At 62.6% G+C, this 21484-nt stretch carries 20 protein-coding genes; 12 read left to right on the top strand and 8 right to left on the bottom strand.

Going from position 1 to position 21484, the window contains the following annotated elements; genetic code table 11:
- The first annotated feature begins 43 nt into the window (after positions 1–43).
- On the top strand, positions 44–1912 hold the full coding sequence (locus ABWK72_RS02390) for an SLC13 family permease (RefSeq protein WP_367873181.1): 1869 nt from the start codon (positions 44–46) through the stop codon (positions 1910–1912).
- Between the two features lie 11 nt (positions 1913–1923).
- On the opposite strand, the gene ABWK72_RS02395 is transcribed toward ABWK72_RS02390, so the two are convergent.
- From ABWK72_RS02395 to ABWK72_RS02405, 3 genes are all read right to left on the bottom strand, one after another.
- Positions 1924–2715: a hypothetical protein gene (locus tag ABWK72_RS02395; RefSeq protein ID WP_367873182.1), complete on the bottom strand. Its 792-nt coding sequence runs from the start codon at positions 2713–2715 to the stop codon at positions 1924–1926.
- A gap of 154 nt (positions 2716–2869) precedes the next feature.
- Positions 2870–3973, bottom strand: a complete 1104-nt coding sequence (gene aroC / locus ABWK72_RS02400) for a chorismate synthase (RefSeq protein WP_367873183.1) — start codon at positions 3971–3973, stop codon at positions 2870–2872.
- A gap of 274 nt (positions 3974–4247) precedes the next feature.
- A complete protein-coding gene (locus ABWK72_RS02405) occupies positions 4248–4874 on the bottom strand; it encodes a GYF domain-containing protein (RefSeq protein ID WP_367873184.1) in 627 nt (208 codons plus the stop codon).
- A 224-nt stretch (positions 4875–5098) separates the two neighbouring features.
- Here ABWK72_RS02405 and ABWK72_RS02410 point away from each other — a divergent pair, with 224 nt between their 5' ends.
- The 7 genes from ABWK72_RS02410 (at position 5099) to ABWK72_RS02440 (ending at position 13078) form a co-directional block, all read left to right on the top strand.
- Entirely contained in the window at positions 5099–8212 is a 3114-nt protein-coding gene (locus ABWK72_RS02410) for an SNF2-related protein (RefSeq protein ID WP_367873185.1), read from the top strand.
- Positions 8213–8920: 708 nt separating this feature from the next.
- Positions 8921–9982 carry a DNA methyltransferase gene (locus tag ABWK72_RS02415; protein WP_367873186.1) on the top strand — a complete coding sequence of 354 codons (1062 nt, stop codon included), beginning with the start codon at positions 8921–8923 and terminating at the stop codon, positions 9980–9982.
- Between the two features lie 16 nt (positions 9983–9998).
- Positions 9999–10850, top strand: coding sequence for a hypothetical protein (locus tag ABWK72_RS02420; protein WP_367873187.1), 852 nt, complete (start codon positions 9999–10001; stop codon positions 10848–10850).
- Positions 10851–11047: 197 nt separating this feature from the next.
- Complete coding sequence (locus ABWK72_RS02425; RefSeq protein ID WP_367873188.1) at positions 11048–11629, top strand: hypothetical protein; 582 nt, start codon at positions 11048–11050, stop codon at positions 11627–11629.
- A 73-nt stretch (positions 11630–11702) separates the two neighbouring features.
- Positions 11703–12062: a hypothetical protein gene (locus ABWK72_RS02430; protein WP_367873189.1), complete on the top strand. Its 360-nt coding sequence runs from the start codon at positions 11703–11705 to the stop codon at positions 12060–12062.
- Between the two features lie 181 nt (positions 12063–12243).
- The gene (locus tag ABWK72_RS02435) at positions 12244–12810 is read left to right on the top strand and encodes a DUF2726 domain-containing protein (RefSeq protein ID WP_367873190.1); all 567 of its coding nucleotides are present in this window, start codon (positions 12244–12246) and stop codon (positions 12808–12810) included.
- A 64-nt stretch (positions 12811–12874) separates the two neighbouring features.
- Complete coding sequence (locus ABWK72_RS02440; protein ID WP_367873191.1) at positions 12875–13078, top strand: hypothetical protein; 204 nt, start codon at positions 12875–12877, stop codon at positions 13076–13078.
- A 114-nt stretch (positions 13079–13192) separates the two neighbouring features.
- Here the strand turns inward: ABWK72_RS02440 and ABWK72_RS02445 are convergent, their stop codons facing one another.
- Positions 13193–13882: a HipA family kinase gene (locus ABWK72_RS02445; protein WP_367873192.1), complete on the bottom strand. Its 690-nt coding sequence runs from the start codon at positions 13880–13882 to the stop codon at positions 13193–13195.
- 55 nt (positions 13883–13937) lie between these two features.
- On the opposite strand from ABWK72_RS02445, the gene ABWK72_RS02450 reads away from it, so the two are divergent.
- Positions 13938–14255 (top strand): DUF2007 domain-containing protein, encoded by a 318-nt coding sequence (locus tag ABWK72_RS02450; RefSeq protein ID WP_367873193.1) that lies wholly within the window; start codon positions 13938–13940, stop codon positions 14253–14255.
- An 8-nt stretch (positions 14256–14263) separates the two neighbouring features.
- Here the strand turns inward: ABWK72_RS02450 and ABWK72_RS02455 are convergent, their stop codons facing one another.
- The gene (locus ABWK72_RS02455) at positions 14264–15145 is read right to left on the bottom strand and encodes a hypothetical protein (RefSeq protein WP_367873194.1); all 882 of its coding nucleotides are present in this window, start codon (positions 15143–15145) and stop codon (positions 14264–14266) included.
- A gap of 77 nt (positions 15146–15222) precedes the next feature.
- On the opposite strand from ABWK72_RS02455, the gene ABWK72_RS02460 reads away from it, so the two are divergent.
- Both ABWK72_RS02460 and ABWK72_RS02465 read left to right on the top strand, forming a co-directional pair.
- The gene (locus ABWK72_RS02460) at positions 15223–15891 is read left to right on the top strand and encodes a GNAT family N-acetyltransferase (protein WP_367873195.1); all 669 of its coding nucleotides are present in this window, start codon (positions 15223–15225) and stop codon (positions 15889–15891) included.
- A gap of 58 nt (positions 15892–15949) precedes the next feature.
- Complete coding sequence (locus tag ABWK72_RS02465; protein ID WP_367873196.1) at positions 15950–16759, top strand: phosphate ABC transporter substrate-binding protein; 810 nt, start codon at positions 15950–15952, stop codon at positions 16757–16759.
- A gap of 153 nt (positions 16760–16912) precedes the next feature.
- Here the strand turns inward: ABWK72_RS02465 and ABWK72_RS02470 are convergent, their stop codons facing one another.
- Positions 16913–17407, bottom strand: coding sequence for a VOC family protein (locus ABWK72_RS02470; RefSeq protein ID WP_367873197.1), 495 nt, complete (start codon positions 17405–17407; stop codon positions 16913–16915).
- A 128-nt stretch (positions 17408–17535) separates the two neighbouring features.
- Positions 17536–18474 carry a hypothetical protein gene (locus tag ABWK72_RS02475; protein ID WP_367873198.1) on the bottom strand — a complete coding sequence of 313 codons (939 nt, stop codon included), beginning with the start codon at positions 18472–18474 and terminating at the stop codon, positions 17536–17538.
- A 300-nt stretch (positions 18475–18774) separates the two neighbouring features.
- On the opposite strand from ABWK72_RS02475, the gene ABWK72_RS02480 reads away from it, so the two are divergent.
- Positions 18775–19029 (top strand): hypothetical protein, encoded by a 255-nt coding sequence (locus tag ABWK72_RS02480; RefSeq protein ID WP_367873199.1) that lies wholly within the window; start codon positions 18775–18777, stop codon positions 19027–19029.
- Positions 19030–19360: 331 nt separating this feature from the next.
- Here ABWK72_RS02480 and ABWK72_RS02485 read toward each other — a convergent pair whose 3' ends face one another.
- Positions 19361–21319, bottom strand: coding sequence for a glycosyltransferase (locus tag ABWK72_RS02485; RefSeq protein ID WP_367873200.1), 1959 nt, complete (start codon positions 21317–21319; stop codon positions 19361–19363).
- Positions 21320–21484 lie beyond the last annotated feature (165 nt).

Raw genomic sequence — 21484 nt, forward strand, 5'->3', positions numbered from 1 at the left:
TGCATGGCGGTGCCCGTCGACCCCGCACGGGGAGACTTTTGCCATGACCCACGAGGAACTGCAAATCGCCCTTACCCTAGGGGTCATCGCCCTCACGCTGATCGCATTCATCCGCGAATGGGCCGCGCCCGATGTGATCGCGCTCACCGTCCTCTGCGGCGTCGTCGCCCTTGGCCTGATCGATCCCGGGGACATGTCCTCGGTCTTCAAGAACGAAGCTCCGCTCGCCATCGCCGCCCTCTTCGTCATCGGCGGCGCGCTCGAAGCCTCCGGCGCGGTCAACCACATCGGCCGCGTCCTCCGCGAACGCCTCCCCGGCAATATCCGCATGGCCATTCTCGGTTTTTCGGTGCTGGCCTGCTTCTTCAGCGCCTTCATGAACAACACCGCGATCGTGGCGATCCTCCTGCCCGTCGCACTCGGCTTCGCCCGCTCGAAGGACGTCGCCCCGTCCCGCCTGCTGATGCCGCTGTCCTATTGCTCGATCCTCGGAGGCGTCTGCACACTCATCGGCACCTCCACCAACCTCCTGGTCAATGGCACATTGAAGGACATGAAGATGGAGCCGATGACAATGTTCCAGCTCGCCCCGATCGGCATCCCGCTCTCGATCGCCGGCATCGCCTACCTGACCATTTTCGGGCCGAAGCTGATTCCCTCCCGCTCCACGATCTCCGGCAGCCTCGAAATCAAGGACCGCGCCACGCCTCTCTATCACATCCTCATCGGCGAAAATTCTCCGCTGATCGGCAAGCCCCTCAAGGACACCCCGCTCTTCGACCGCTCCAAGCATGTCCACATCATGGAAGTCCGGCGCAAGGGCGCGCGCGAGATGCACTCGCTCAACCGCCTCACCGTCGAGAAGAACGACCGCTTCCTCATCGCGCTCCACGGCCGCAGCGGCAAGGCCGCCAAGGCGGAGGAACTCAGCGCGGAGATCGGTGCCAGCCTGCTCTCGACCATCGATGGCGTGGTCACCGAACTCGTCATTCGCGACGAGTCATCGCTCGCCGGGCGCACCCTCGCCAAATCCGACTTCCGCCAGCGCTACAACAGCATGGTCATCGCCGTGCACCGCAATGGCGTAAACATCACCCACCAGCTCGCCGAGATTCCCCTCGAAACCGGCGACACCCTGCTGGTCATCACCGCCATCAACAACCTCGCCGCCCTCGACGAGACCCGCGATTTCGTCCTCACCGACCTGCCCGACCAAGCCATCGCCAGCGACGAGAACCCCAAGCCCCGCCACCACGCCTGGGTCTCCTGGGCCGTCCTGATCGGCGTCGTCCTCGTCGCCACCCTCACCGATGTCCTCGGCACCGGCAAGAATGGCAAAGGCGTCATCTCCTGGCTTCCGATCATCCCGATCCACTACGCCGCCATGGTCGGCGCGCTCGCCCTGCTCTGGTCCAAAATCGTCACCCCGCGCGAGGCCTACGCCAGCATCGATTGGCAAGTCCTCCTCATGCTCTACGGCCTCTTGGGCCTCGGCCTGGCCATGCAATCCACCGGCACCGCCAAGTGGCTCGCGGAAGGAATGGTCCACCTCGCCCAAGGCTACGTCTCTCCAGTCTGGATGCCCCTGGTCATGCTCTGGCTGGTCTATCTCCTCACCTTGCTGCTTACCGAGGTCCTTTCCAACAACGCCACCGCCGTCATGATGGTGCCGATTGTCGTCACCCTTTCCGCCAGCCTCGGCGTCAGCCACTGGCCCTTCGTCATGGCCGTCACCGTCGCCGCCTCCACCGCCTTCGCCCTGCCGATGGGTTACCAGACCCACATGATGGTCTACGGCCCCGGCGGCTTCAAATTCACCGACTTCCTCCGCGTCGGCATCCCGCTCAATATCATCTGCTGGATCGTCGCCTGCCTCCTCATCCCCATCATCTGGCCCTTCCACCCGGTCTAACAAGCGGGACCTTAAAGCCTCAAATCCCCCAGCATCCTCTTCAAATCCGGATCCGCCATCACGTGATCCAAACGCGGATCCCTTAAAATATCCGCATAGCGACCCTGCTTCGCCAGCTTCCGCAGTTCCGGATCATGCGCCACCAGTTGCCGGATCTCCGGCTCCTCCATCACCGGCACTGCCTTCGGTGGCGGCCCCGCACCTCCCAGCGCAATCAGCTTCGCCAAGGTCACCCGCGCCTCGTCCGCCAGCGGATCGATACGCTCCATCCAATCCATGGGCAACGCCTTGTCGAGCGCCCCCTTCAGCTCGGCGATGAAGACCGAATGATCCTCCGCCTTCGAGCCATCCACAAAGCGCCGGATCTCCGCCACCGAACCGAAGTTCCGCACCGCCGCCGCACCGCCTGTTAGAAGCACCGAGGTCGGCACCAGGCTGAAAAGCAGCGTCCAAGCCCTCCGTCCCCAGGAACGCCGCGGCGCATCCCCACCATCCGATCTGCTGAAGGGCGCTCTCGCAAACCGCAGCACCGATCGCAACAACAGAAACACTCCCAGCCCGGCCACCACCGGCACCGCGATCGATAGCCACGGCATGCTCTCTCCACCAAGCGCCGGCAATCGCCGCCACACCACGTAAGCCACGAAGCCGCTCGCACACAGCACCAGCGATCCCGTCAGCAACCGCAAGAACCCACGTATCACCGCCAAAATCCCGCACGCCGCGAATATCAAAAATGCCGCCGTCCCCAGACTGATCTGGGGAATCGTATCAAGCTCCAGCGCCGCCAACAGCTCCTTCATACGCTCTGAAACAGGAACCGGGAAGGGACGCGAAAGGGCGCGAGATCTAACAGCCAAGGGAAGGGGAATACTTGCCTCATTCCATTCTTCAAATTTCGCGTCATTTCGCGCTTTTCGCGGTTAAAATCTTGTCCTGATTCTGAGCTGGCTCGCTTCAAACCTCCGGTGCCGGAAACCCGCCCACCTGTCCGCGCTGCCGCAGCAAGTGATCGCACAGCACCAGCACCGCCATCGCCTCCACCATCGGCACCGCCCGCGGCAGCACACACGCATCGTGCCGCCCGCGGCCCTGGAGTTCGGTATTCTCACCGCCGCTCGTCACCGTCTCTTGCGAGGTCATGATCGTCGCCGTCGGCTTGAAGGCCACCCGGAAGACGATGTTCTCGCCATTGGAAATCCCGCCTTGGATGCCGCCCGAGCGATTGCTCGTCGTCCGCACCTTGCCCTCCACCATCCGGAAAGGATCGTTATGCTCTCGACCTGTTAGAAGCGTCCCGGCAAATCCCGAACCGATCTCGAAGCCCTTCGTCGCCGGCAGCGATAGCATCGCCTTCGCCAGCTCCGCCTCCAGCTTGTCGAAGACCGGCTCGCCCAGCCCCGGCGGACAATTCCGGATCACGCACTCCACCACGCCGCCCACCGAGTTCCCCTCGGCCCGCACCGCCTTGATCCGCTCGATCATCGGCTCGACCATCGCCGCATCGCCCGTCCGCACGATGTTGCCCTCGATCTCCTCCGCCGTCACCGCGGACGCATCCACCGTCGCGTTCAAATCATGGATCGACTTCACCCAGGCCAGCACCTCGATCCCGGGGTAAAGCGTGTCCAGCACCTTCTTCGCCACCGCCGCCGCCGCCACCCGCCCGATCGTCTCGCGCGCCGATGCCCGACCGCCGCCGGACAGCGCGCGGATCCCGTACTTCGCATCATATGTGTAGTCGGCATGGGAGGGTCGATACTTCTGTGCCATCTCGTCATAGGCACCCGGCCGCTGGTCCTCGTTGCGAACAATCACCGCGATCGGCGTGCCCAGCGTCTGCCCATCGACCACCCCGGAAAGAATTTCCGCCCGGTCCGCCTCCTTGCGCGGCGTCACGATCTCGCTCTGCCCCGGCCGCCGCCGGTCGAGCTCCTTCTGGATGTCCTCCACCGTCACCGCCACCCGCGGCGGCACCCCGTCGATCACCACCCCCACGCCCCCGCCGTGCGATTCGCCGAAGGTGTGGATGCGGAAAGCGTGGCCGAAACTCGATGACATGCCGCCACTCTAGCCACGCCATACCCGCCGCCAAGTGTCTAGACCGAAATGACTCTTCAAAGGCAGGCACAAACGCTCCTCACATGCCTTCCCACAGAAGACCCACATCCCTCTTAATTCTATCCATCCCATCCATCCCGGGTCCTGCATCTCCTCCTTCCCCTCCTCTTCCTCCTGTTCAAAAAACGACAGATAGGAAAGGAGGCTCCTTCCAAAAGGAAGTGGCTGAGAAGAGAGGTCCCATCCGGGAAATCCGCGGTTATACCACCTCCCCTCAATGCAAAGCCTGCCGGTGCGGATGTCTCAGCACCTTGAACTCCCGCGCCTTCCCCGATTTCAAATACCGCAGCGACTTCGAAACCGCGATCGCCGATCCGATAATCAACAGCACACAAACCACCCATCCAATAATCGCCGGCACCCCCGGCTGAAATATCCCCGATTCCCGCGCCCCCACCACATGCGCTAATTCCGGCAAGACCACCGCCAGCGTCCCCGCTAAAAAAATAATCCCCACTAAAAACACCTGCAGCGCGCTCGATACCTCCACCCGCGGCGACCATATCGCCTCACAGTGCCTGCACACCTTCGGCTGAAATATCCGGATAGCACCCGCACCATTGAACTCCTTCGACGCCGAGCGGATTTTCTTAGCCCCGCAAAAAGGACACTTCTTCGCCCCCTTCGGCAAATGCATAGGATGCCCGGCATCCTCGATATGCCCCGTCCGCACTGACCGCTCCACACGGATATCCATAAGCCTCTCCAGCGGCATCCAATTCTCATGTCCCTCCTCGACCGCCAGCGTGATCGGCAGAATAGTGCCTTCAGCCAGCATATGGCCGACTTCTTCCACCCCATGCGGGCCGGAGACAGTTTCACCGATCATCACGTAGTACATATCGCTAGGGTTTGCTTTATGGATTCGCCTGGGGGTTTAAGTCCTGCAGCCCGGGATCCTCGGAACAGGAATTTTGCGGATCGCATATGGCCCGAAGCCCCTCCGCCTGTCAATCTCCCAAAACTCCATCAAAACCCGCCATCCACGGGCTTTTCCCATTCGCGTCAATTCGCGTCCATTCGCGGTTCAAATTTCCTCATCCCGCCCCTACGGTCCGACCACGCATGGAGATCACGGAAGAATGGGTGAGGGGACTCACCGGCTGGAAGCCCTTCAAGGAAGGCAAATCCATGGCCGAATCCGGTCGCATCACCGACCTCAAACACAACGGCGATATCCTCACCGGCACCCTTAAGGAAGGCCGCCTCACCCTCCGCCCCACCGTCAAAATCGCCGCCCGCACCGACGTCCGTGTCCAGTGCGCCTGCCCCGACCACCGCGCCACCGGCGGCATTTGCGCCCACGCCGTCGCCGTCCTCCTCACCGCCATAGCCTCCCCAAAGACCGCCGCAGTCCCGCCAGCTTCACCAAGGAACGTCGGCGGCCCGTCGACTTCACCGTCCCCCACACTCATCCCTCAAGCCTGGACCATCCACCTCTCCCCGCGCTTCGAGTCCGAATGGGCCACCAACCGCCTCTCCCTCCGCCTCGTCCCCGCAAAAGACGCACCCATCCTCGACCAAGACCACCTCATCTCCGCTTGGCTCGCCTCCAAAAAAGTAGCCACCACCAGCCCCCAGCCCCTCCACATCCGCCTCCAGGACAACGAGATCTCCGAATTCCTAGACCTAGCCGCCGGCCACCCCCGCACCCAAATCGACGGCTCGAAATCCCCGATCTCAAATCCCCAATCGCAAATCTCCAATCTCCAATCTCTTGCCAGTCTCATCCCCACCGACCCCGCCCCAGCGATCCCCCTCACCGACAGCCACTTAACCACCGAAAACGTCACCCTCACCCTCTCCTCCACCCCTCCCGGCACCCTCGTCCGCTGGGGCGATTCTCCCGCCCTTGCCAGCCCCGCCGGCATCCAGCGCCTGCCCGCACGCTCCACCGATCCCGCCTGGTTCCTCCAAGTTTCCAGCCTCCTCACCACCCGCCACCTCAGCCTCCCGCTCGAGAAATTCCTCCCGAACTTCGACTCCTGGCTCGATCTCTTTGAATCCTCGCCGCCCGGCTGGCTCGGCTCCCTCCGCCTCGCCGGTGCCGAGCCCGACTTCGAACTCGAGCTCGAGGGCTCCCTTGAAGCCCTCGATGCCACCCTCAAGGTCCGCTACCCCGGCCTCTCCGCCCGCGCCCTCCCACCGCCCGGCGACCCCATTCCCGGCCTCCCGCGCCTCGCCCCGGATGGCCACCTCATGGCCCGCCATCCCGCGGCCGAGTCCGCCGCCCGCGCCCGTCTCCTCGCCCTCGGTTTCACCGCTGCCCCGGACCCCGCGAAGTTCCGCCTCCGCGGCCACGATGAAATCCTCGGCCTCCTCGCCGATGGCCTCCCGCTTCTCCGCAGCCTCTGGACCGTCAGGGCAGGGGACCGCTTCGCCGCCGCCTCCGCGAAGGTTCATATCGTCCGGCCGGACATCCAGGAACACGGCGACCCCTCCCAGTCGCTGGTGTTTGAATTGTCGTTCCAGACCACCGGCGGCAAGCGCATCCCCGGCCCCGAAATCCGCCGCATCCTGCGCGGCGGCAAGCGCAGCGTGAAGATCGCCAACGGCGCCTTACTTGTGGTGAGCCGATCCTGTGAAGAACTCGTCCAGCCCCTCGTCGAGGAACTCGGAATCGGTCGTCCGGACGAGCCATTCCAGCTCTCCGGAGCATCATCCATCCTCCTCCGAAATCTCCGTGACATTCTCAATAACCCACTTGAAAGCAATCGATCCGGATACTCCGATAAGATCGAATTCCAAGCTCTCCCAAGCGAAGGCCTGAATGCCACCATGCGCCCCTACCAAGAGCAGGGCGCAGCATGGCTCACCCACCGTTTGGAACACTTGGGAGGCGCCCTCCTCGCCGATGAAATGGGCCTCGGCAAGACCCTGCAAACAATCGCTTCCATCAATCATTTCAAGCAAACCGACACAACCGCCCAACCCCCATCCCTGATCATCGCCCCGACCTCCTTGCTCGGGAACTGGATGGCGGAAATCAAACGTTTCGCACCAGCCCTCCGGACACTGCTTTTCCACGGCAGCGGCCGCGACAAGCTCCGCGAGCAGTCCGAGAGAGTGGATTGCATTGTCACAAGTTATGGAACTGTCGTCCGCGACCTCGCCTTCCATCTCGGCAGGGAGTATCGCCTGATCGTCGCCGATGAGGCCAGCCTCCTCCGGAACCCCGATGCCGAGCTCAGCAAGGCGATCGCCAAGCTGAAGGCCCGCGCCCGGCTCGCCCTCACCGGCACCCCGGTGGAGAACCGCATGCAGGACCTCTGGTCGATCTTCCGCTTCATCGCACCCGGCTACCTCGGCACCCGCCAGGATTTCAAGGAACGCTACGAAGCCCCGGCCACCGCCGGCGGATCCGCTCCCGCAGGCCTGCTCCAGCGCCTCCGCCTCCGGACCTCGCCCTTCGTCCTCCGCCGCACCAAGGAACAGGTCGCCAAGGACCTGCCGGACAAGGTCGAGATCGACGAGTGGCTCGACCTCGCCGACGACCAAGCCGCCCTCTACGCCAGCCTCGCCCGCGCCGGCCTGGAGGAACTCGAACGCGTCCGCGACAAGCAGGGCGAGGGGGCAGGGCACATGCATCTCCTCACCCTCCTCCTCCGCCTCCGCCAAGTTTGCGTCGATCCCGGCCTCCTCAACCTCGAGCAGGAAGAGAAACAAGCATCCGTTAAAATCGAACGCTTGTTGGCACTCCTCGAAGAGCGCGCCGAAAACGGATTGAAAACACTGGTATTTAGTCAATTTGCCACAAATTTACGCCGAGTCGAGGAACGTCTGCCGAAGGCTTATTCCCAAGTTTTCCGCATCGACGGCAGCACCCGCAAGCGCCAGGAACTTGTCGATTCCTTCCAAGCCGCCCCTGGCGCGGCCGTCTTCCTCATCAGCCTGAAGGCCGGCGGCTACGGCCTCAACCTCACCGCCGCCGACGCCGTCATCCACATGGATCCTTGGTGGAATCCCGCCGTCGAAGCCCAGGCCACCGACCGCGCCCACCGCATCGGCCAGACCCGCCCCGTCACCGTCTACCGCCTCCTCACCCGCGGCACCGTCGAGGAACGCGTCCGCCGCATGCAGGACCAGAAACGCGCCGTCATCAATGCCGCCACCGGCGACTCCGACACCGCCATCCCCCAAAACTGGACCACTCAGGACATGGAAAGCCTCCTCCGCTGAAGCCCAAAATCTCCTCCGCTAAAGCCCCGGATTCAGGAGTTATTCACAATTTCCAGGCCCCTTGCCCGGCTACAGCGTCTGAATTCCCCCCACATCGGGCAGAATCGCTGCCCAATCACGGTCCCCAGCAGCCTCGCCCTCAAGGGTAAGTAGTCCCGCCTTCAGGCGGACGAAACACCGGAACGGCCTAAGCTCACCAGAGACTCCCCGGAACAGAGAAGCCCTGCAACCGCCCGAACCCCTGGACCCAAACCAGCAGGGGACCCCTCCCGAAAACCCCGCCCCCTCAAGCCTCTTAAATTTCAAATCTCAAATCTTAGATTCCAAATCTCAAACTCCCGATCCTCCCGCCCACAAAACCTCTCGGCGTCCCTAGGCTCAGCCTCACCACATCCGCGACGCCGATCAGACCTCTGAAATTCTCAAATCTCAAATTTGAAATCCTTGACCGCTGCAGCGCCACCAAAGGTCGCGAGCAGCTCAAAACCCTTAATCCTGAGGGTTTTCGGTGGATTCAGAGCGCCCAGCGGCCGTCAGGAATCCCCGGAATTCAACTTGTTACAATGTGTGTAATGCGGAATTAAGAAAGACCGATTTCCAACTTTGACTTGCCCCGTCGTGAAGGCTAATCCTCTGCCAGCGACCAAGCTTGATGCGGGTCTTCAATTTCTTGCCTCCTGAGCCCCCCACTCCGGCTACAGAATCTTTATGAGCAAAACCGCTGCCGTTGAGTTCGTTCCTCAGAGATCAACCTTTCGCCGGGATGGTTCGCAGATCGTTGGAGGCAACGCTCTAGACCATTACAGCGAATGGTCCGCCCCCACGGTAATCATCTCCGATGGCCCGTACGGTCTTTCAAGCTACCCGGGTGACCCGCCCACTCCGCGCGATTTGGCCAAAGCTTACGAGCCACACCTAGCGGCCTGGTCGAAGGCAGCCATGCCTTCGACCACTCTCTGGTTTTGGAATAGCGAACTCGGTTGGGCGACCGTCCACCAAAGCCTTGAGGCAGCGGGTTGGGAATTTCGCAATTGCCACATTTGGGATAAAGGAATCGCACACGCCGCCGGGAACAGCAACACGAAGACTCTTCGCAAGTTCCCGACGGTCACCGAAGTTTGCGTGCAATATGTTCGAAAGGTCGAGTTTTCCGTGGGTGGCCAGAGCTTGTCCATGCGAGACTGGCTCAGGCACGAGTGGGAGCGGACAGGGCTTCCTTACACGAAAACCAATGATGCCTGCGGTGTGAAAAACGCTGCTACTCGCAAGTACTTCACTAAGTGTCACCTTTGGTACTACCCGCCGCCCGAAGCCTTCGCGCTAATCGCAGACTATGCCAATCGATTTGGCCCGGCTGAAGGTCGCCCCTATTTCTCAACGGACGGGTTGAAACCCATGAAGGAAGAGGAATGGGGAAAGCTTCGCGCTAAGTTCCATTGCAAGGCAGGCATCACGAATGTTTGGCGGGAAGGTGCTGTGCGAGGCGAAGAGCGATTGAAGGACAGCCTCAAAGTTTTGCACATGAACCAAAAGCCGTTGAAGTTCATGGATAAGTGTATAGCAGCTAGTTCCGATGAAGGTGATGTCGTTTGGGAACCTTTCGGGGGGCTTTGCTCAGGTACAGTTGCAGCGCACCGATTGGGCAGAAAGTCCTATGCTGCAGAATTGATTTCAGATTTCTTCGCTTTGGCGACCCAACGACTTGCCACCTACGATGTCAGCCCGCCCCACTCCTCCACCCGCCCCGCAGAGATTAGACATTCCGCGTGACTGGACCCATCGCGAGATGCGGGAGCGAGTTCGCGAAGCTCTATTGGTACTCCCTAACTACTTTAAAAGCAGTACAATCATTGAGGGAATCGCAGCGACCGATATATTTACCCTTAACACCGCTCTAGGGGCGACTATCGAAAATCAAGTCGTTGCGTCTCTAAACGCCATGCGGCCGGTATGGGATCCGGATGGAAATTACATGCTTTATTCGTTTGTGAGGCAGGCTCAAACCTTTCCAGACGTTCTTCTTAAGCGGACTGGCTCCGTGGGCAATGCCGATATTTTGTTGGGAATTGAATTAAAGGGTTGGTATTTATTATCAAAGGAAGGCGAGCCTAGCTTGCGATTTAGCGTCACCAGTGCCGCTTGCGCCCCTGCCGATTTTGTGTGCGTGGTTCCGTGGTCGTTAACCAATGTGCTTTCTGGATCGCCCCAAGTCTGTGCCCCTTGGATTGAGTCAGCCCACTATACCGCCTCTTTCCGAAACCATCACTGGCAACACGTTCGGGCTGTTAGAAATAATGCGAGCACTGACATTCGGATCACTCAAGGAGTTACGCCATACCCCGTCAAAAGCGACCAGATTGCAGATGTTCCGGTTTCCGATGGAGGTAATAATTTCGGACGTATAGCCCGCACGGGTATAATGAATGATTATCTAGCGGCAACTTTGGCGACGCCCCTTGCCGGTATCGCTGCGGCCCACTGGCTTGCCTTCTTCTCAATTTTCAAGGACGACAGTCTGCCAGCAGCTATTGAGACTGCGATTGGCCGCATGCGCGATAGACTGCCACCGGCAGAAGGAGAACCTTCCCCGGTCGAGATGATTCTGGACCAATGCGAGCGCTTGTTGGCGGGAGATTGATCGTCGGCGTCGCGGGGCCAGTCGAGAAGGGTCGTCGGTGGGAGCGTTTCCCTGTCGAAGGGGGGGCTTGAATTTTGAGGACGGGGGTGCCGCCACGCCCCGTCTCACAAACTCCCCGCACCACTCCACCACTGCGACCGGTCCCCTACCCCCACCAATCGCGAAAACCCTCACTCCGCTCATACGCTTCCCATCGCATGAGCGCCCTCCTCGACCAACTACGCCACGGCAAACTCCTGCGCTACTTTCTGGGGCTGTCCGCATTGATCGTGCTCCTCATGGTTCTAAACCATTTCGCGGAAGACACCCGGATCGAAAAATACAAGAGGGTCCGAACCAAAACCATCCTTTCCGGCCTGCTCCAAACCGTCGAAGGCTTCCACTCGATTTACGGCAGACTCCCCGCCTGCGTCCCGCCTGGCGGCGAACTCGCCATGAATGGCCAAGCCGCTACCACCCTCCTCACCGTCCTACTTGGCAAGGAGCCCGTCGGCAGCCCCATGGACAACCGGAAGCAAATCCGCTTCCTGAACATCGAGGAAACGAAGCGCCGCGAAAGAGGCGGCCTACTCTATCCCCCCGACCACGACGACCTCCCTCCCGTCGGCATCTACGATCCCTGGGGCAATCCCTTCCACCTCCGATTCGCCCCTAAGGACGGCTCCGGCATCCAGGACCCCTTCCAACCGGACCAGCGCATCCAAGGCAAAGCCGTCATCGTCTTCAGCTACGGTCCCAACGGCAAACCCGATGCCAAGGACGACCTCAAAAGCTGGTAGACGAAAAACATCCGACCCGCCTCCCCCTCATCACCCCATTGCCTTCCGCCCCCCGATCTGCCTTCATGCCACCGTGCCGGACGACCACGAGCCTGAGGCGGGAAACGGAAACGAATGGGATCTCGCTCCGACTGCCGAAAGACCCTCCATCGCCCCCGAGGATCAGGACCGCTTTCGCGGACTCCTGACCGAACTCCTCTTCAGCGCCGCCTGTGCCCCGGTTCTCGCCGGCACCGCGCTCTGCCTCCAAAACCTCACCCGCAAGCCGGTGGTTATCTACCCCGGCATGCCCCCGCCCTCGCCGCCTCCGCTCTGGGAAACCGCCCTCGGCCAGTGGCTTCCCTTCCTCCTCCTGATCCTCGCCTTCGCCTGCCTGATCTGGCTCATCACCATCCCGCTCCGCATGGCAGAACTGAAGCGCGGTGCAGCCTGAAACCACCTTTCCGACATCCCATCCATTCCGGTCCAAACTCCGAAAACATCCTGCCTTCATCTGTGTCCATCCGGCTGTTATCTGTGGTTGAATTTCTCCAACTTCACCCCGGCAAACTTCGCAGGGAGCGCCTCTTTCCTCCTCGTCCCCTCCCCGCACTTCCCTTATCTTCCGAGCCGGCATGAAAACTCTCGTGGATATCGTCACCCGGAACTCGGACCTGATCCTGGGTTGCATTGCGTTGATTGCAGCGGCGTTCGTCCTCTCTAACCTCGTGTGGATTTTCTGGCGGGTCTTCACTGGTGGCCCCGCTGATCCTCCTCTTCCCCGCGGCTTCCCTTACGAACGCTGCGAATTCCTCAGCTCCGCCGAGCGCTCTTTCCTCAGAGCCCTCGATCTCGCCCTCGGCAGCCGCTACCGCATCTTCGCCAAGGTCCGCATGGCCGATGTCATCAAGACTCTCCCCAAGCTCGGCGGCCGCCGGCGTTACGCCGCCTTCAACCAGATCGCCCAGAAGCACCTCGACTTCATCCTCTGCGACCCCGCCACGTTGGAAATCCACACCGTCGTCGAACTGGACGACGCCAGCCACAACAACTCCCGCCAACGCGAAAGGGACAAGTGGAAGGATGCCGCCCTCCGCGCCGCCAAGATTCCCCTCATCCGCATCCCCGCCGCCCGCGCCTACACCAGTTCCGATCTCATCGACCGCATCGCCCCCACGCCATCCACCCCGGCAGCGGTCTGACACATCCACCCGATAACGGCCCCTCTCGCCTTCATCCCGGCTTTCCGCTATCCCCAGCGCGAAGATGAAGACCCTTCTCGATATCATCTCCAATCGAGAGACCATCCCCTGGCTGGGCATCGCCATCGTGCTCTTCATCGGAGTGAAGATCCTGCTCAAAACCGTGGGAGATGGTTTCGGCAATACGTCCGCCCCGAAACCCCCACGCCCCAAACCACGGGCAGCCCCCCTGGGACCGCGGGGCACCGCCCGGCAGAACGGTCCCTAACCGCCAACCACATCGCGCGCTCCTAACAGATAGCGCCCGCTCTCCACACCCTCCTGCCTTCAACTTCGATGTTCAATGTTGGACGTTCGATGTTCGATGGTCGCCTTTTCCTCTTCACCTCCCCATCCCCAAACAATCCCCAACCCTCCCCACCACCACCTCCCTCGAAATCCCCTCCTCCCTCAACCAAAGATCCGGCAACTCCCCCACAACTTCCTCCACCAGCTCCGGGGTCATGCCCGCCAGCCACCCCGCATCAAACAACTCCTCCCTCCCCCGAAAAACATGCCCCACCGGCAGCTCCTTCGGAAACGCCTTCCCCTCCCGATAAAGAAAGCGGCAGCTCCCGTGATCCACGATCCAGCACTTCCCCGCCGGATCTAACAAGAGGTTCCCGCTGTCCCGCGTCCGGTCCAGATTCGCGAATGCCAGATCCAGCGTCACGATCTGCGAGACCATCTCCTCCGGCAGCGCCAGCACCTCGTCCTCCCGCATCTGCCGCGCCGCCGGGATCCACGCCAGCCCCTGGTTCGGCCCCGCGCTTTTCTGCAGCAGGTCGTCGAACTCATCCGTCCCGAACTCCCACGGATGCCCCGCGGCGATCTCCACCACCCGCGCATCCGGCACCGGCAGCCCGCAGCGCGAGGCCAGGCGGTTGACCAGGAACTCCGCCAGCAGCACCCCTGCCCCGTTCCCCGCCCCGCGCATCTTGATCACCAGCCGCTCGCCATCCGTCGTCTCCGCCAGCGTCGGAAACGAACTGCCCCGGAAGGTCTCGACGAATCGTCCAAGTCGCGCACTCACGCCTCCCGAATGATTCGTTAGACAAGCCCCGTCAATGCGAGTTGGTTGGCAGCGGATGAAAGAGCTATACCGCGAGCGCGACCGGGCCGCCCTGAGCCACCACCAAGCCATCTTGGAAGCCGCAGGCATCTCCACCTTCATCCGCAATGAAAACGTCTCCGCCACGGAGGTTTTAATACCCGTCTTCTGCCCGGCCCTCTGTGTGGTGAACGACGAGGATTACGACGCAGCCGTCACCCTCATCCGCGAAAACCTGAAGGAAGCCGCGGAGAGCCCGACCGAAGACCAGACCTGCCCGCAATGCGGCGAGACCAATCCCGGCGCCTTCGAGATCTGCTGGAACTGCGGCACCGACCTCCCGGTCCCCGCCTGACCTCGACCTCACCTTCCATACCATTCCGTCCCGAAGTTGGTCGCCACCCGCCGGTCTTGCCCGTAGAAGCTGCTGGCCGTCGACTCCGTGGCCCACTGCCGGCGGCCGTCGCTGCCCACCAGCTCCACCGCGTCGATCTCGTTCCAGCCCGGCACGCGGGCGGTGTCCAGTTCCACCCGGATCCGATCGCTGCGCACGCCCGGCGGAACCTTGAAGACGCTGTTAGAAACCTGGCCCGCTTCGGCCGGGTCCTGCGTGCCCTCCCACAGCACCTTCTCGCTGCCGTCCGGCATCAGCGCCAGCACCCGGCTCACCGCGCCCGGATTGAAGCTCTCATGGATCACCACCTCCCCGATCTCGGTCGGCTCGGCGTAGCTCATTTGCAGCCACTCCTTCCCGCTGTCCGGATCTGCCGAAGCCCACGCCGTCCGGAAGTCGCCGTGGCCCGAGGTATCCGGCGCACCGGCCGCCTGCCCCGGACTCCACGAGGGACCGCCCGGCAGCTTCGCCGTCGCATCCAGCCGCGCCGCCCGCAGTTCCTGTTCGAAAGCCACCAATTCCTCCGGCGTCAGATCGAGACTTCTGCCCACCCCCGGCCAGCGCAGCACCGCCCCGCCATCCATGGTCGGTTCGATGTGCGGTCGCGGCCTCGGCTTCGGGCCCGCCGCCGCATCCTTCTCCACCGCCGTCACCGCGGAACGATATTTCGCCGGAGCCGATGTCACCTCATCCGCCCGATCACGCGGAGCACTTGCCACCACCTGCCGCCCCGCTGCGTCCTGATACGCCGGGCCGCTCGCCCGCAGTTCGCGGTTCTCGCCCCACAGCCACCCGATGACTCCCAAGGAGAGCAACTGGCCCCCAACCAGGTAGAGGGTTTTCCGATCCATACCCGCCAATCTGCCGCAAACGCCGGGCCAAGTCCAGCACACCTTGAAGCCCCGCCCGGACGCGCTAGGCTCGCGCCATGCTGAGCTCCCCCACCCTCGCCAAAGCCACCGCCTACTGGGCCTCCGAACTGAGCTGCCCGCCCGTGGAAATGTTCGCGGACGAACTCCGCATCATGCCCCACGGCCCCGCCCTCGCCGACTACAACGGCATCTTCGCCCTCTTCCGCAATGGCCGCGCAATGATCTCCATGCCGCCCGACCGCATGGCAGAACGCCTCCCAACCGAACCCGCCCTCTTCGCAGAAACCTTCTCCAACTTCCGCGTGATCGGTCCCGCCTTCATCGGCTATGCCGACACCATGCGCCCCGGCTCAGCCGAGGAAGTGGACAATCCCTTCCACGCCCAACGCCTGCAAGCCGCCTGCGACGAAACCGCCTGGGAACACGGCGGCAGCGAGGTCGGCGAGGTCCCCTGCTCCGGCGTCTTCGCGGATGGCGAACTGGCCGCCCTCGCCGGCTACGAAGTCTGGACCGGCGGCATCGCCCACATCTCGATCGTCACGCACCCCCGCTTCCGTGGCCGCGACTACGGCCGTGAAGCCGTGGCCCACCTCGCCTGCCGGGCCCTTGAGGCCGGGCTGGTCCCGCAGTATCGGACACTGGAAGCGAACCTCCCCTCGATGCGCATCGCCACTGCCCTGGGCTTCCAGCACTACGCCAGTTCCGTCGCGGTCCGCTTGGAGTGAAACGGATTCGTCACGCCATGCCCATTGATGAATGGCGGCGATCGCGGATCGTGATAGCATGAAACTACCGCTTCTCGCCCGCACGGGTCTGATGTTTGCAGTTATGGCGGGCAGCACGTCGCTCGGCCAGGTGATCCGGATCAAGGGCTCGGACACCCTCGGTGCCAAGCTGGTCCCGGCTCTCGCGGAGAGCTACAAGAGCCAGCACGAGGGCAGCAGCTTCGAGATCTCCGCAGAGGGCTCGGCCGTCGCCTTCCCGGCCCTGGTCAATGGCACCGCCGACCTCGGCATGTCCTCCCGCAAGGCCACGGCCCAGGAACTTGCCGCAGCCAATGCCAAGGGCCTGAAGCTGGTCGAAACCGTGGCCTGCCACGACATGATCGTGGTGATCGTGAACAAAGCCAACAAGGTGAAGTCCCTGACCAAGGACCAGATCTCCAAGATCTTCACCGGCGCGGTGAAGGACTGGAGCGAAGTCGGCGGCGCACCCGGCACGATCTCGATCTACACCCGCAACACCGCCTCCGGCACCTACAAGGACTGGCAGGCCCTCGCCATGGCTGGCAAGGACTACGCGCCCGGTTCCCAGAAGCTCGCCGGCAGCGAGCAGGTCGGCGAGGAAGTCTCGAAGAACAAAAACGGCATCGGCTACGTCGGCCTCGCCTACTCGGAGGGGCCGGGCATCCGTTCCGTGAGCATCGGGGGTGTCGCCCCCGTGGCGGAGAAGGCGAAGGAGTATGCCTACAGCCGCGCCTGCTACTACTACCACCGCGAGGACGGCCTGCCCGCGGCCAAGGACTTCGTGGCCTACGCCATCGGTGAGGAAGGCAAGAAGCTTGCCGTCAAGAATGGCTTTGTCCCGGACTGAATCGGGGAAGACGCTGCCATCCTTAAAGGGGTTCCCTTAAGGGGATAACCTTTGCGTGCCGTTCGGGGCTACGGGTGGTGTGCCGTCCGGGGCACCACCCCCCGTCCCGTTTCGGGGGACGGGGGGTATCCCGATTCGGGGGCCGGGTAGGGCTCAGCCGTCGAAGGCCTTTTGCAGGGCGGCGATGTCGAGCTTCCCCATCTCCATCATGGCGGCCATCGCGCGCTGGGACTTCACGGTGTTCGGGTCGGTGAGGAACTTCAGCATGATGGTCGGCACCACCTGCCAGGAGAGGCCGTACTTGTCCTTGAGCCAGCCGCATTGCTGGGAATCGGGGTCGCCGCCTTCGTTGAGTTTGTCCCAGTAGTAGTCCACTTCCTCCTGATCCTCGCAGTAGATCTGGAAGGAGACGGCCTCGCTGAATTGGAAGATCGGGCCGCCGTTGAGGGCGACGAAGGATTGGCCGTTCAGTTCGAAGGCGACGGTCAGCACGGAGCCGGGCGGCATGCGGTGCTGTTCCTTGCCGGCCTCGCCGTAGTAGGTGGTCTCGGTGATCTTCGCGTTCTTGAAGATGGAGGTGTAGAACTTGGCGGCTTCCTCGGCCTGGGTGTCGAACCAGAGGCAAGGGACGATCTTTTGGGATGTCATGACGGGATGGGGTTGCGGGTTCATGCTACCGACGAACGAGGCGTGGCAGGATGGACACTCGGCATGAATTTTCCGCGCGTCGAACGGGAAGTGATCGTGCGCCCCCTCCCCGGAGAATGAGACGAACGCTACTTCGCGCCCTGCTGGTCGTTCATCATCTTCTCGGCCATCTTGATGCCCATCAATTGCATCTCCTTGGATTGTTGGCGGAATTCCTTCCAAGCCTCCTGCTGGGTTTCGCTGAGGATGTCCTTGGTTGCGGCAGCCAGCTTCTCGTCCTGCTGCTTCCAGCCGTCCTCGAAGTTCTTGGTGATGTCGCCTTTCGCCATTTCCTCGAAGGCCTTCGGTCCGGAGTAGTCCGGGGCGTCGGCGGTGGTGCGTGCTGCATACATGGCATCGACCAGGCGGGCCTCGGCCGCGGGATCGAGCGGCGCGTTCTTGCCGGCCATGGCCGCGCGGATGCCATCGAGTTGCTGGCGTTCCGGCAGGCGGTCCTTGTAGGCGGTGTAGTTCTTGTAGTCTTCCTCGTCGTTGAGGAAGGTCTTCACCGCCTCTTCGTTTTCCTTCTTGCGCTTCTCCATCTCCGCCTGGAGGGCGATGCGCTCCTCGGGGGTGGCATTCAGGAATTTCATGCCGATCTCCTGCTGGTCGCTCATCTCCTTGCCGAGGAGGGTCTTGAGGTTGTCGCTCTCCTCCTTGGTGAGGCTGAGGCCCTCGATGAAGTCCTCGTACATCATGGCGACGGCGATCTTCATGCCCTGGTTCATCATCGCCTTGCCGGCGGGATTGTCCCACATCTTGCGGGCGGTCTTCGCGAAATCGCCGTCTTCGTCCTTCGCCTTGGCGAGCGGCTTGTCGGACTTGGGTTCGCGCTGGGTTTTGGTGGGGGCCGAGGCGGTGCCCGCATCCCCGCCCGAAGATGGGGTGGAAGATGCGGAGGCGGTCTTGGCGGGAGCGCCCGCGAGGGGTTGGATTTCCGAGCGGAGCTTGGCGATGCGCGATTCTTCGACGGCGAGGGTGGCGATGACCGCGAGGAGGATCAGGCCCATGGCATGAGGGGTCTTCATTCCGGCACGCTGTCAGAAATCCCGCGGCTCAGCCATTCCAATCGCGGAGGGAATCTTCAAGCGGTGGTATGGCGAAGGTTGGCGGATTCAGGAATTCAAACCGCGAATGGACGCGAATAAAGGCAGGAGCGAGAACGGCGACCGTTGTTCGCGGAGCTCCGCCATTGGAGTCTTCAAAATTCGCGTCCATTCGCGGTTTCGAAATCCAACCGCGGTTGTCCCGGTTGTCGGGCGAATCGTGATTGACGCGGAGCCGGGTAAGGACGATGCAGGAAGGAGGTCAGAATCCCCGCGAAAATCATGCAAGTGAAGATCGGCGATACGGTGCGGCTGCCGGGGTTTCCCGGGCTCCTGAAGGTGGAAGACATCTCCGGCGCGCTGGGAACGGTGTGCTGGCAATCGACGACCGGGGAGGTGATCCGCGGCGAGGTCTTCCTGTCGCAGTTGGAGCCCGCGGACTGGTATCAGGGGAAAGCCGGTTACGTGGCGGAAGTCGGGAGGCCGGTGCCGCCGCCGTTTGCGGAGGAGCGGTGGGAGATGCCGGTGGATGGGTGATGGGGAAATCATCAATCACTAATCTTCCAATCATCAATCGGTCTGGCGCTGCGCGGGAAGAGGTGAGGAGAGGGTGCCGGCGGTGGGGCGAATCTGTGGTACGTGACGAAAGCGGATAAGGGTGTCAGCACTCCACAGGGGGTGAGGTGGAGCAACGGTTTTTGGTCGGGGTGGACGCGAGCGTTCGCGGCTCTGGAGAGCCGCGCTACTTCCTGGCGGTCGATTCCGGGCGCAGGGCAGGAATGAGCTCTTGTAGGTGCTTCACGGCAGCGAGCTGCCTGCCGAAGGCTGCGGCGAGCCGCAGCAGTCCAAGGTCGCAGCGCGGCGCGGCTTAGGCGGAGAGGACCATGCCGGTGGGGGTGGCGGGGCGGAGCGTTTCGGTGCGGACCTCGGCGGCGAGGGCGGCCATGAAGTCGTGGTATTGGACGAGCTCCATGCGGCCGTCGTGGTGCTCGACGATGGCGGTAAGGCTCTCGACCCAGTCGCCGGAATTCAGGTAGCGGATCTCGCCGACCTGCTTGTCTTCCGGGGTGTGGATGTGGCCGCAGATGATGCCGTCGCAGCCTTTCTTGCGGGCGAATTCCTGGAGCTGGATTTCGTATTCGCCGACGAAGTTCACGGCGGATTTCACGCGGGCTTTGATGGCCTTGCTTACGGAGTAGTATTCCTTCCCCCGCCAGGCCCGGTAGCGGTTGTAGACGCGGTTGGCGGCGAGCAGGGCGTCGTAGCCGATGGCACCGAGCACGGCGACCCACTTGTGATTGGTGGAGACGGAGTCGAAGCCATCGCCATGGACGACGAGGTAGCGCTTGCCGTCGGTGCCCTTGTGGATGTGCTCCTTCACGAACTGGAGCTTGCCGAAGCCGAGCGGCAGGAAGCGTTCGAGGATGTCATCGTGATTGCCGCGAAGGTAGACGATCTCGGTGTCGTCCTTCTCCATCTTCTTGAGCACGGTGCGGATGAAGCGGCTGTGGCGCTTGCGCCATTTCGCGCCGCGCTTGAGGGCCCAGCCATCGATGATATCGCCGTTCAGGACGAGCTTATCACATCGGGTGTGCTTGAGGAAATCGATCACCTCGAGGACCTTCGCATCCGGGGTGCCTAGGTGGATGTCGGAGAGGAAGATGGTGCGGAAGTTGCGCTTCGGCCGCTTCTTGCGCTCCTTCAGGGTGAGGGTGACCGGGCCGCGTGATTCGCTGGCTTCCAACAAGTGGCCCTCGAAGGCATCCACGACCTGATCCCAGCCGAGGACCTCCGCGGTGGCGCGGGCGCGCTCGCGGAAGGTGTCGTCCCGCCAGCGTTGGAGGGCGGTGAAGCATTGTTCGAGGTAGGCCTCGCGTTCACCCTTGGGAGCCTTGAGACCGTTGTCGTCTTGGGCGATGTAGCGGGCGGAGGCGGCGTAGTCGTGGCTGACGGTGACCAGGCCGCTGGCCATGCCTTCCAACAAGACATTGCCGAAGGTCTCGGTTTCGCTGGGGAAGAGCAGGATATCGGCGGAGGCATAGTGGCGGGCCAGGTCCTCGCCGGTCTGCATGCCGGCGAAGTGAGCGGAGGGGTTTTCAAGCTGGAGCTTTTCGCGGATCGGGCCATCGCCCACGACCACGCAGCGGAGGTCCGGCATGCGCTCGCGCATCTTGCGGAAGCACTCCATGGCGAAGGGCAGGTTCTTCTCCGCGGCGACGCGGCCGACGATGATCACGACCGGCGACTCGGGGCGGGCACCCCATTCCGCACGCAGGGAGTGATCGCGCTTGGCCGGGTCGAAGAAGACGGTATCGACGCCGCGGCCGAGGAGGCGGACGTTGTTGAAGCCCTCGCGGCGGAGCATGTCGACCACGTCGGTGGTCGGGGCCATGGTCAGGTTGGCGCGGTTGTGGACGCGCTTGAGATAGGCCATCGCCGCGGGTTGCAGACCGCCGAGGCGGTACTGCTCCATGTACTGGTGGAAATTCGTGTGGAAGCCGGCGGCGACCGGGATTTCGAGGGCATTGGCGGCCTTGATGGCGGAGCTGCCCAAGGGGCTTTCGGTGGCGACGTAGATCGCATCCGGGCGTTTCTTGGTCCAGCGCTTGCGGAGCTTGAAGGGACCGGGCAGGCCGACGCGGACTTCCTTGTAGCCGGGCAGCGGCAGCGAGGCGGCGATCGTCTCTCCCCTGCCCCCGCCCTCTCCGGTGCGGATCACGTGGACCAGATGGCCCTTGCGGCGGAGGCCGTCGCAGAGGCGGCCGAGTGTCATGGCCACGCCATTGACGTCGGGAGCGAAGGTGTCGGTGACGATGTCAATTCTCATGGATTGTCGATATTCAAGAGTTTCAAACAAACCGCAACCGGGGTGTAGCATGGAGGTGGTGCTACATGTCTTAAGATTCATGTGTCGAATTTGACACGGGGGTTGATAAAAGCGGCGGCGGGCTCTGCCTGTTATTTGCATCCTGTCGTGCTCCACATGGTGGCA

This window comes from Luteolibacter sp. Populi, from assembly GCF_040801775.1.
Classification (GTDB): Bacteria; Verrucomicrobiota; Verrucomicrobiia; order Verrucomicrobiales; family Akkermansiaceae; genus Haloferula.

Coding starts and splice junctions, on each gene's coding strand:
- ABWK72_RS02460 (WP_367873195.1), top strand. CDS start 15,223: ATGCTGAGCTCCCCCACCCTCGCCAAAGCCACCGCCTACTGGGCCTCC.
- ABWK72_RS02485 (WP_367873200.1), bottom strand. CDS start 21,319: ATGAGAATTGACATCGTCACCGACACCTTCGCTCCCGACGTCAATGGC.
- ABWK72_RS02410 (WP_367873185.1), top strand. CDS start 5,099: ATGGAGATCACGGAAGAATGGGTGAGGGGACTCACCGGCTGGAAGCCC.
- ABWK72_RS02425 (WP_367873188.1), top strand. CDS start 11,048: ATGAGCGCCCTCCTCGACCAACTACGCCACGGCAAACTCCTGCGCTAC.
- ABWK72_RS02420 (WP_367873187.1), top strand. CDS start 9,999: ATGCGGGAGCGAGTTCGCGAAGCTCTATTGGTACTCCCTAACTACTTT.
- ABWK72_RS02415 (WP_367873186.1), top strand. CDS start 8,921: ATGAGCAAAACCGCTGCCGTTGAGTTCGTTCCTCAGAGATCAACCTTT.
- ABWK72_RS02435 (WP_367873190.1), top strand. CDS start 12,244: ATGAAAACTCTCGTGGATATCGTCACCCGGAACTCGGACCTGATCCTG.
- ABWK72_RS02450 (WP_367873193.1), top strand. CDS start 13,938: ATGAAAGAGCTATACCGCGAGCGCGACCGGGCCGCCCTGAGCCACCAC.
- ABWK72_RS02465 (WP_367873196.1), top strand. CDS start 15,950: ATGAAACTACCGCTTCTCGCCCGCACGGGTCTGATGTTTGCAGTTATG.
- ABWK72_RS02480 (WP_367873199.1), top strand. CDS start 18,775: ATGCAAGTGAAGATCGGCGATACGGTGCGGCTGCCGGGGTTTCCCGGG.
- ABWK72_RS02405 (WP_367873184.1), bottom strand. CDS start 4,874: ATGTACTACGTGATGATCGGTGAAACTGTCTCCGGCCCGCATGGGGTG.
- ABWK72_RS02395 (WP_367873182.1), bottom strand. CDS start 2,715: ATGAAGGAGCTGTTGGCGGCGCTGGAGCTTGATACGATTCCCCAGATC.
- ABWK72_RS02390 (WP_367873181.1), top strand. CDS start 44: ATGACCCACGAGGAACTGCAAATCGCCCTTACCCTAGGGGTCATCGCC.
- ABWK72_RS02455 (WP_367873194.1), bottom strand. CDS start 15,145: ATGGATCGGAAAACCCTCTACCTGGTTGGGGGCCAGTTGCTCTCCTTG.
- ABWK72_RS02475 (WP_367873198.1), bottom strand. CDS start 18,474: ATGAAGACCCCTCATGCCATGGGCCTGATCCTCCTCGCGGTCATCGCC.
- aroC (WP_367873183.1), bottom strand. CDS start 3,973: ATGTCATCGAGTTTCGGCCACGCTTTCCGCATCCACACCTTCGGCGAA.
- ABWK72_RS02470 (WP_367873197.1), bottom strand. CDS start 17,407: ATGACATCCCAAAAGATCGTCCCTTGCCTCTGGTTCGACACCCAGGCC.
- ABWK72_RS02440 (WP_367873191.1), top strand. CDS start 12,875: ATGAAGACCCTTCTCGATATCATCTCCAATCGAGAGACCATCCCCTGG.